Below are 8,632 nucleotides of genomic sequence, written 5' to 3'. Positions count from 1 at the left end.
TTACGCGCCTTGCATCATATCCAAGAACCAGCCGCATGCCGCGATAATGTCGGCCATAAACAGGCACCTATTCCCGGACATGCCGTCCAAGCGCGCAAAGGACAGGGTTTACGGCGCCATCCCGGCCTCTTTTGTGTCTAACGGGCGCAGGGACTGCGGCACCATACTCAACATATGCAGGAACGGGATATTTCTGCATGCCGATACCGAGATACCGGTCGGGAGCAGCATAAATGTCGATTTTTCCCTGCCCTCTATCGGTTGCGACAGGCTTTGCGTGCCGTGTGTTGCGCGCTGGAATACCGGCAGCCTTATGTTAAAGAGCAGGTTTTCGGGTGTTGGGCTCGAGTTTGCGGAACTCGGAAGCATTGAGAGGAAGTTCATAGACCGTTATATGGCCGAGGCCGTTCTTGGCGCAGGCTAAAAGTACTTGCTCGTAGGGGCTATCTCCGGTCTTTTCTGTATATTCTGTTTGACTATTTCCACTGGCAATGCTAAACATTACTATTCCGGCAATACGCGGTTTCTTGTTGTTTTTTGCCGAGTTTGCCAGGGTTCATCCATGATAACGAAAACACCAAAGAAAATCCTCATAGCCGAGGGCAAGGTCAGCTTCAAGGACAAGCTTAGCGATGTCTTGAAGGAAGTCGGGCATGATGTCACATACGCCTTTGACGGCCCGGGCGTTATAGAGGAATTATCCAAAGGTGCCGCCGGGCTCGGCGCGCTTATCATAGATCTTGAGATGCCGCATGTAGACGGCTACGGCGTCATAGAGTGGATAAGGGAGAATGCCCTTATGGGGAAGTTCCCCATACTCTGTATAACAGCTACAAAGCCTGAGAAGGATGTCGAGTTCTACGTGCGCGGGCTTGGTGCAAGCGGCATAATACCGGCCGACATGCCCATACCCAAGTTCGTTGCCGCTGTAAACAGGTATCTTTTCCCCGACAAGCAGGGAAGCGTCAGGGGCACGGGCAGGATATACAGGACGCTAAAAACCAGGTTCATGCTCGGCGCAGGCTACCATGACGGGCTCATACTGAACTTCGGTTTGAAGGGGGTGTTCTTGAACACGACTCTTCAGCTCGTGCCGGGAAGCCTCGTGCGCCTCGAATTTTCGCTTGCGCCGTTTGATGAGACGGTGCTTATGCCAAGCGGCACGGTCATGTGGTCTACGGCAGCGGAGGAAAAGAACAGCCGCTTTGCAGGGGCAGGGGTGGAGTTCAAGGCCCTTAGCGATCATGATAGAAAGCTAATGAAAAAATACATCGAATTCTGCCGCGAGGACAGTGTTGGAGTTTAAGAGATTTGCCTGCAGCGCCTTGCAATCCGTGCCAATAGCGGTTAAAATTATATCAGGGAGGATATTATGAACATAACAAAGGAAAAGCTCGTAGAACTTCTTAACGCAGACCTAGCCAAGGAGTACGCTGCAGCGATACAGTACATCCAGCACGCGGCAGTGATGACAGGCGCTAAGTATGGGGACGTTATAAAGGAACTTAAACTCCATGCAACCGAAGAAATCGGCCATGCCCTTATACTCGCAGACCAGATAGATTATCTAAGGGGCGTGCCGACAGTTGACGTAAGCGAGATAAAGACATCCGAGGATAACGACGACATGCTAAGACAAGACCTCGAGGGCGAGAACGACGCCATAGCAAGGTATAAGACAAGGATAGAGCAGGCCGAGGCACTAAAGGAGTTCGCCCTGGCGCAGCAACTGCGCACAATACTCGCCATGGAGCAGGAGCATGCCATGGACCTGGAGCAGGCGCTCGGCATATAGAGCTTTAAGAAAAAAGCCGCGCAAATTAGGACGCCGGAGGGATAATCCCTCCGGCGCTTTTTTATTTAAGCAAATAAGACGGATTTGCCGGCCGTTTACGCCTCAGCCGGTATTGCCATGTGGATGTGGTCTTTGTGTATGGACATGAATTTGCTTTTATGCACGAGCTGTCCGGTGGTGATGCTAAAGCATTCGGCGTTTGTTACAGAGATAAAGACCTCTCTTGCCTGGCCGCTTATCGTTTTATTTAGAAAATCCGAGACCCTGCCGCCAACCGGGTGGTGTACGTCGCCCACTATCTTGAACATGTCGGTATAGAATATTACGCGCGCGCTGTCCGTGGTTCTTCTAAGCGGATTGTTCGGTGCGCCCGGACTTCCTGGCTGTGCCATGGTAGTGCCTCTCCTGCTGCCGGATTTTGGGGTGGTTTCTTAGTTTTACTAAATAAAACAGGTTATGTCAATTGTTTTGCCTCAGCTGCGGGGTTTTTGTCGTTGACACCTTGAAATGGGTTTGATATATTACGGTTTGTATACTGTATACAAAGGGCCTTATCCGGCCTTGGATTAAAGGTTTTTCATTTTCAAACCAACAGGTGCCGCGCGTGAGCGATAATATCGAAAAAAAAGAAGAGACAGTTTTAAAGGCAAAGTCTTCGAGGCGTAACTTTTTAAAGGGCGCTGCCCTTGGTGTTGCTTCGGTCACGGTTGCCGCTGTGGTTGCCAAAAAGGCCGTTATACCGGCCTCGGACGCCGTAAGCCGCGAGCAAATAGAAAAAGAAGAAGCGCGTGTAGTCGACAAGCTTACCTCCGAAAAGTACATTGAGATGAAGGGCTCTGAAAAGGCCGGGCTCGTGGACTTTTTCGAGAAGAGTTATAAAGAAGGCAAGAACGGTTAAAAGAGGTCTTTAGTCTTGGAAGATAAAGATAAAAAGGAAATCGAGACTATTGCGCAGGACGACGCGCAGCCTAACTCAAGGCGCGAGTTCCTAAAAGGCGCGGCCACGACTGCCGCTGTCGCTGGTGCAGCCGCACTTCTTAGCGGAAGCGATGAGGCCGAGGCAAAGCTCCACTGGGCCGAGTGGTTCCAGAAGAACTACCGCCTGATGAGCGATGAGGAAAAGAAGGAAGCTATCGAGCGGCTCGAGTCCCGTTACAGCGAAGAGTACGATAAAAAAGTTAAGGTCGACGGAACCCCCGCAATCGAAGGTGTGCTCTTTGGCTATGCCCTTAATATCCAGAAGTGCATAGGCTGCCGTAGATGCGTACATGCCTGCGTTAAAGAGAATAACCAGTCCAGGGGCGGCGAGGAAAGCACCGAGATACAGTGGATACGGGTGCTTCGTATGGAAAAGGGCAATTTTCTTGCCGAAAACATGGACAAGGGCTCGCCCCAGCAGATAATCGGAACAAAGTACCCGCATGGCATACAGGTCGGCGGTAATGCCGGAGCCCCTTCGGGCGTTGTGCTCGAAGGCCAGCATTACTACGAGGCGGAGCAGGTGCCTGAGAAAGAAGCATTTTATTTCCCTATGCAGTGCATGCAGTGCGAAAAGCCTCCGTGCGTAAAGGTCTGCCCGGTAAGAACGACCTACAGGGATCCGGACGGAATAGTGGTCATAGATTATAACTGGTGCATCGGCTGCAGGATGTGCATGAACGCCTGTCCGTACTGGGCGCGCCGCTTTAACTGGGGTAAGCCCAATCTTCCAAAGGAAGAAATGAACCCGAATACGCATTACCTTGGTAATCGCCCGAGGATGAGGGGTGTTGTCGAGAAGTGCACTTTCTGCGTGCAGAGGACGCGTCAGGGTCGCTACACGGCTTGCGTCGAGGTCTGCCCGGTAGGGGCAAGGAAGTTCGGTAACCTTCTTGACCCCAATAGCGAGGTAAGGAAAATTCTCGAGCGTAAGAAGGTATTTAGGCTCAAGGCAGAGGCGAACACGTACCCGAAGTTCTTCTACTTCATGGATTAAGAGGCGCATGGTAAGAAGCATCGTAAAATTCTGCATAGACTTTTTCCTGGCCTGCTGGATAGGCAGCCCGCGCTATTACGCGTGGCTCGCGTTCCTCGGGTTCTTCATAGCGCTTATGGCGATTGGCAGTATCGAGCAGGCCTTCAAGGGGCTAATTGTCACCGGCCTTAGCGACCAGATTTCCGACGGCCTCTACCTCTCGAACTTTGTATTTCTCGTAGGTGTTGCGGCAGCAGCCGTTACCGTCGTGTTTCCGGCCTACATTTACAATCGTAAGGATATGAAGGATGTCGTCGTGCTTGGAGAGATGCTTGCCATCTCTGCCGTTTCCATGTGCATGCTCTTTATCCTTCTGCACATGGGCAGGCCCGACAGGCTTTGGCACATGATACCGGGCTGGGTGCCGCTGCCTTATCTGCACGGCATATTCAACTGGCCAAACTCGGTCCTTAACTCCGACGTTATAGTGCTAAACGGATATCTGTTCCTTAACTTTGTCTGCGCCTTCTATTATCTCTATCAGAAGTATATGGGCAAGGAAGTAAATAAGTACTTCTACATGCCGCTCGTATACATAGCCATAGTCTGGGCGCTTAGCATCCACACGGTCACGGCATTTCTTCTGAACACGCTTGCCGCAAGGTCCATGTGGCACCATTCGGTGCTGCCGATAAAGTTCATCTCAACGGCGTTTGCCGCAGGCCCGGCGCTCATAATCGTCGCCTTTACGGTGATAAAGAAATCAACGGACTTTAAGATTCCGGATTCGGTCTTCAACCTTCTCTCGCAGATAGTCGTCTGGTGTCTCGGCATTGCGCTCTTTCTGATGCTTTCTGAGATAGTGACCGAGCTTTATTCTCCGACAGAGCACGCAAACGGCCTCATATACCTTATGCTCGGCAAACACGGCCTAACGAGGCTTGTTCCCTGGTTCTGGGCCTCTTTTGTTTTGATGTGGGGGTCTTTTATACTTCTTCTCATACCGAAGGTAAGAAAGAACCTTAACATACTGCCCATTATCTGCCTTGCGGCGTTCTTCGGCATATGGATAGAAAAGGGCATGGGGCTTCTCCTTCCGGGCTACATACCCACGCCGGTAGGGGAGTTTACCGAGTACTACCCGACACTTCTCGAGGTGATATGCACGATAGGCGTGTGGGCATTCGGTCTGATGATGTTCTCGATGCTTTTAAAGGCCTCGGTTGCGATAAAGACCGGCAAGATGAGGTATGAGGAACCGGCATTCGAGGAGCCGAAGAAAGAACAGTACTTCGACCCTGACCTTAAGCTCAACAGGACAATGGGCAAGAAAGAATGAAAAAGGCCTTTATAGCCATAGCAGCTCTGGCTGCGGTTATTATAGCGGCCCTCCCCGCGTACTCCGAAGACTGCTTCGAGAGCAGGGAAGGGGCTACAACTGTTGCCGTTACAGGAGATAATCCGGATGCGGTGAATGTAAAGTGCTCGAAGACGACCGGCGGAGTTCTCTGGTGGGGTAATCCCTATGACGGCACCGTGCCAATGGGGCCGATGCCGAATACTGTCGAGGCCGATTATCTTACGGAAGAGGCGGTCGTAAAGCAGAGGACAACGAAGCTCATGTTCTATCCGTGCTCCGGATGCCATTTCTCCATGGCCCCGGTGCCTGCAAATAACAATCCGCGTAAAATCACGAACCCTAATTATCCGCACGAGATGTACGCGCCGCGCGACCCCAAGGACTTTCAGCACGGCAAGGGGGCCGTATGGTGTCTGGACTGCCATAACCGCACGAACCGGAACGAGCTCGTAGGCAATAGGGGTGAAAACATTTCCTTTGATCAGCCGCAAAAGCTTTGCGGCAAGTGCCACGGCGATATCTTGAGGGACTGGAGAGACGGCATACACGGTAAGCGCACCGGGGATTGGACAAAGGGCGGTAAGAAGCGCTGGTGGGTGTGCACCGAGTGCCATGACCCGCATTCCGTATCTGCCGTAAAGTTTCAGCCAATAAAGCCCGATCCAGCGCCTGCGCTTCCAAGACGCATGAAGAACGTGGACCATGAGAAGGAATCCCACGGCGGCGGCTCCCACGGCGCTTCGCACGGAACAGATGCACCCGCAGCCCCGTCTAACGGCGCAGCCCCTGCTGCCGCAGAAAAGCCGGCAGGCCACTGATTTTCCCGCCCTTTGAGGGCGGTCTTTTTACCTTTTGGAAACCCTATTCAAAAAGCCCGTTACATGGTATTATATGCTACGCCGTATGGCACGGGGTATATCGTGAAAAAACACGCCGTCATAATAGCTATTCTGGCAATGCTTATTCTGCCGGGTTACTCATTTGGTGCGACAGCCAGGAAAAAGGCCGCGCCCAAAAAGCCGGTTGCAACCGCGTCTGCGGACTCTAAACGCCTTGGCGCGATGGAGGAAAAACTTAACAGGCTTGGCATAAAGGCCGAGGAAACCGATAAGCGGCTCGATGCCAAGATAGGCGAGAACGCCAAGGCAACGGAAAAGCTCGGCACAGAGGTCGCGGCGATTAATTCGAGGTTCGATGAGCGCCAGGGCCAGGGCCTTCCGCTCTGGTTTTTTGCTGCGGCCATAGCAGGGCTTGTGCTGGGTCTTTTTATCATCGCAAGATATTCAAGAAAACTCATTATGGAAACCGTTGGCCGCGAGGTCGAGAGAAGGCTTTCCGAAGTCAAGGTCTCGGCAGAGCTTTTTACTTCCGATGGCGGCATAGAGACGCCTGCGTATGTGCGCCGCGGCGGAAGGTTAAGCGAGATGCCGGCAGTGGTATTGCCGGATGAGGCAAAAGAAGAGAAAACCACTGCGGCCACGGCCGACCAGGCGCAGCCGGATGCAAAAAAGGCGGATAGGGAGCGGGTTGCGGATGCAGGAGGCGCCGTATATGAAGATAAGGATATTTCTGCTGCTACGGGCAAAGAGAGCGCTTATGAAACAGAGCTTTCGCCTTCAGAGGCGGTAGAGCGCGGCATAGAAGAGCACAGAAGCGGCAACATCGGTGCTGCAATCGAATGCTTTAGCGCGGCAATAGCTGCGGATAAGAACTTCGCAGCAGCCTTTAACCACAGGGGGCTTGCTTATGCCGAGGCCAAAAACTACACAAAGGCCATCGAGGATTACGGCAATGCCATACTGCTCGATAACAAGAACGCGGGAACGTATCTTAACATCATAGAGCTTCTGACTGTCGTAAACGAGTTTCGGCGCGCAGAAGACCTGCTTACCAAGGGTAAAGCGTTTATAAGGGATGCTGCAGAGAGGGCCGAGGCCGCGTGCCTTGAGTGCGTTTTAAAGAGGCTGACAGGTGTCGATACCTCGAAGGTCGAGGCGGAGTTCGATAGAGCCCTTGCCGCGCCGTTTTTGCCGGGAGAGTGGAGCTTGAGGCTTTTAACGGCATGGGCAGAGACATCTGAGGCGTGTGAGGCGCACAGGGATTATGTGATGACCATGGTCGAGCGTTTTAAGTCGAAAGCATAGGTAGTGTCGCGCGAGTTTAACCAAAGACTTTCTTGCAAATAACATATCCGGTATTTTAGAGAATGCGGAGGCGATTATAATAAGATGAACAGGTTTGTGCGCACATTCGGCGCTGCGTTTCTTATGGCGCTTATTTTTTCGTCCTCTGCCTTTGCCCTTAAGTCGAGTGGCGGCGGCAGTGACGCTGCTGGTGGCACCGGCGAGTTGGATAAGGACGCGGAATTTTCCGGGCTCTTTTCCGAGGGGCTAAGCCTCGGCTCTATTGGCAAGTTTGCGGAGGCTGAAAAGGTAATTACAAAGGCCATTGCCATCAGGCCGCGCGACGCGAAGGCGCGTCTTCTCAGGGCTTCGTGCTATATGGAGCTTGAGCGTTACAAGGACGCTATTGCGGATTTCGACGTTTATCTGGAGCTTGTGCCGGAAGACGCAAAGGCGTACGGCAGGCGCGGAGCGGCGCGCCTTAGTCTAAATGACAGCGCCGGCGCTGAAAATGATTTCAATAAGGTCGTAGAGCTCGAACCCGGGAATGCCGGCATAAAGGTAATGCGCGGCATGGCGCGTTTGCTGCTAAATAAGCGCGAGGCGGCGAAAAAGGATTTTGACGACGTCGAGGCCGCGGCCCCGGGTAACCCCGGCTCGGCGCTTGGCATGGGACTGTATTATCTGTCTAAAAGGGAGTACGAAAAGGCAGTTTTGTCGTACGGCGCTTTTATCGCTAAAATGCCTGATAGCGCCGCCGGATACATCAGTCGCGCGTCCGCGCTCTCGAAGCTTAAGCGGCACGATGAGGCGCTTAAAGACGTAAACAGGGCGGTGGAGCTCGAACCCTCAAAGGCCTCTTCCTACACGGCGCGGGCCTCGGCGTACCTTGCGATGAAAAAATATAAAGAGGCCGGCACGGACATTGATAAGGCAGTGGACCTCGAACCGGACTCGATGGAAACGAGTTTCGCAGTGCTGTCGTACAATCTGCGTCTAAAAAAGTATGCAAAGGCCGTTAAGGCCGCGAAAAAGGCCGTCTCCGTAAAGCCCGGCGAGGCGATAACGCATCTTGCGCTGTCCGAGACGTTCGTGTTCGTTGGCGAGTACAGGGAGGCGCTCGAACTTGCTAAAAAGGGCAAGACCATGGCCACCGACGACGACATAAGGGCCATCGCCGTTTATCTCGAGTGCGTTAGTCTTAAGCTTCTTGGGCAGGATGTTTCCGCGTGCGACGCCGAGTTTGGCGAACTGATGAAGAAAGAGGTCTTTGCGCCGTGGGACGGCGAAGCTTTTGTCGACTGGGCGCGCGATGCCGGGCTTCCAGAGGACGTAAGGAAATATCTTATCGATAAAACCGTTGTCCTGGATCCAGACAAATAAATTCCGAAGATATTGCG

10 protein-coding genes are annotated in these 8,632 nt (G+C 52.8%); 9 read left to right on the top strand and 1 reads right to left on the bottom strand.

Annotated features, from left to right (window positions below; all coding sequences use genetic code 11):
- From OEV59_06175 to OEV59_06165, 3 genes are all read left to right on the top strand, one after another.
- Positions 1-424: PilZ domain-containing protein (locus OEV59_06175; GenBank protein MDH4227323.1), on the top strand; the 424-nt coding region annotated here is incomplete at its 5' end.
- 138 nt (positions 425-562) lie between these two features.
- On the top strand, positions 563-1,306 hold the full coding sequence (locus OEV59_06170) for a response regulator (protein MDH4227322.1): 744 nt from the start codon (positions 563-565) through the stop codon (positions 1,304-1,306).
- A gap of 66 nt (positions 1,307-1,372) precedes the next feature.
- A complete protein-coding gene (locus OEV59_06165; protein ID MDH4227321.1) occupies positions 1,373-1,795 on the top strand; it encodes a ferritin-like domain-containing protein in 423 nt (140 codons plus the stop codon).
- Between the two features lie 95 nt (positions 1,796-1,890).
- Here OEV59_06165 and OEV59_06160 read toward each other — a convergent pair whose 3' ends face one another.
- Positions 1,891-2,187: a hypothetical protein gene (locus OEV59_06160; GenBank protein MDH4227320.1), complete on the bottom strand. Its 297-nt coding sequence runs from the start codon at positions 2,185-2,187 to the stop codon at positions 1,891-1,893.
- A gap of 212 nt (positions 2,188-2,399) precedes the next feature.
- Between OEV59_06160 and OEV59_06155 the strand changes: the two genes are divergently transcribed.
- The 6 genes from OEV59_06155 to OEV59_06130 all read left to right on the top strand — a co-directional run bounded on the left by OEV59_06155 (position 2,400) and on the right by OEV59_06130 (position 8,615).
- Positions 2,400-2,693, top strand: a complete 294-nt coding sequence (locus tag OEV59_06155) for a twin-arginine translocation signal domain-containing protein (protein ID MDH4227319.1) — start codon at positions 2,400-2,402, stop codon at positions 2,691-2,693.
- A gap of 15 nt (positions 2,694-2,708) precedes the next feature.
- Positions 2,709-3,770, top strand: a complete 1,062-nt coding sequence (locus OEV59_06150) for a 4Fe-4S dicluster domain-containing protein (GenBank protein MDH4227318.1) — start codon at positions 2,709-2,711, stop codon at positions 3,768-3,770.
- Positions 3,771-3,777: 7 nt separating this feature from the next.
- Positions 3,778-5,088 (top strand): polysulfide reductase NrfD, encoded by a 1,311-nt coding sequence (gene nrfD / locus OEV59_06145; protein MDH4227317.1) that lies wholly within the window; start codon positions 3,778-3,780, stop codon positions 5,086-5,088.
- The gene (locus OEV59_06140) at positions 5,085-5,927 is read left to right on the top strand and encodes a hypothetical protein (GenBank protein MDH4227316.1); all 843 of its coding nucleotides are present in this window, start codon (positions 5,085-5,087) and stop codon (positions 5,925-5,927) included. The genes nrfD and OEV59_06140 overlap by 4 nt, the downstream gene beginning before the upstream one ends.
- A gap of 102 nt (positions 5,928-6,029) precedes the next feature.
- On the top strand, positions 6,030-7,253 hold the full coding sequence (locus OEV59_06135; protein ID MDH4227315.1) for a hypothetical protein: 1,224 nt from the start codon (positions 6,030-6,032) through the stop codon (positions 7,251-7,253).
- An 84-nt stretch (positions 7,254-7,337) separates the two neighbouring features.
- The gene (locus OEV59_06130) at positions 7,338-8,615 is read left to right on the top strand and encodes a tetratricopeptide repeat protein (protein ID MDH4227314.1); all 1,278 of its coding nucleotides are present in this window, start codon (positions 7,338-7,340) and stop codon (positions 8,613-8,615) included.
- Positions 8,616-8,632 lie beyond the last annotated feature (17 nt).

Source organism: Deltaproteobacteria bacterium, from assembly GCA_029858205.1.
Lineage (GTDB): Bacteria > Desulfobacterota > GWC2-55-46 > GWC2-55-46 > DRQE01 > JAOUFM01.
The sequence above is the reverse complement of the archived record's forward strand: the minus strand, read 5'-3'. Positions and strand labels throughout refer to the sequence as shown.

Coding starts and splice junctions, on each gene's coding strand:
- OEV59_06165 (MDH4227321.1), top strand. CDS start 1,373: ATGAACATAACAAAGGAAAAGCTCGTAGAACTTCTTAACGCAGACCTA.
- OEV59_06140 (MDH4227316.1), top strand. CDS start 5,085: ATGAAAAAGGCCTTTATAGCCATAGCAGCTCTGGCTGCGGTTATTATA.
- OEV59_06130 (MDH4227314.1), top strand. CDS start 7,338: ATGAACAGGTTTGTGCGCACATTCGGCGCTGCGTTTCTTATGGCGCTT.
- OEV59_06160 (MDH4227320.1), bottom strand. CDS start 2,187: ATGGCACAGCCAGGAAGTCCGGGCGCACCGAACAATCCGCTTAGAAGA.
- nrfD (MDH4227317.1), top strand. CDS start 3,778: ATGGTAAGAAGCATCGTAAAATTCTGCATAGACTTTTTCCTGGCCTGC.
- OEV59_06170 (MDH4227322.1), top strand. CDS start 563: ATGATAACGAAAACACCAAAGAAAATCCTCATAGCCGAGGGCAAGGTC.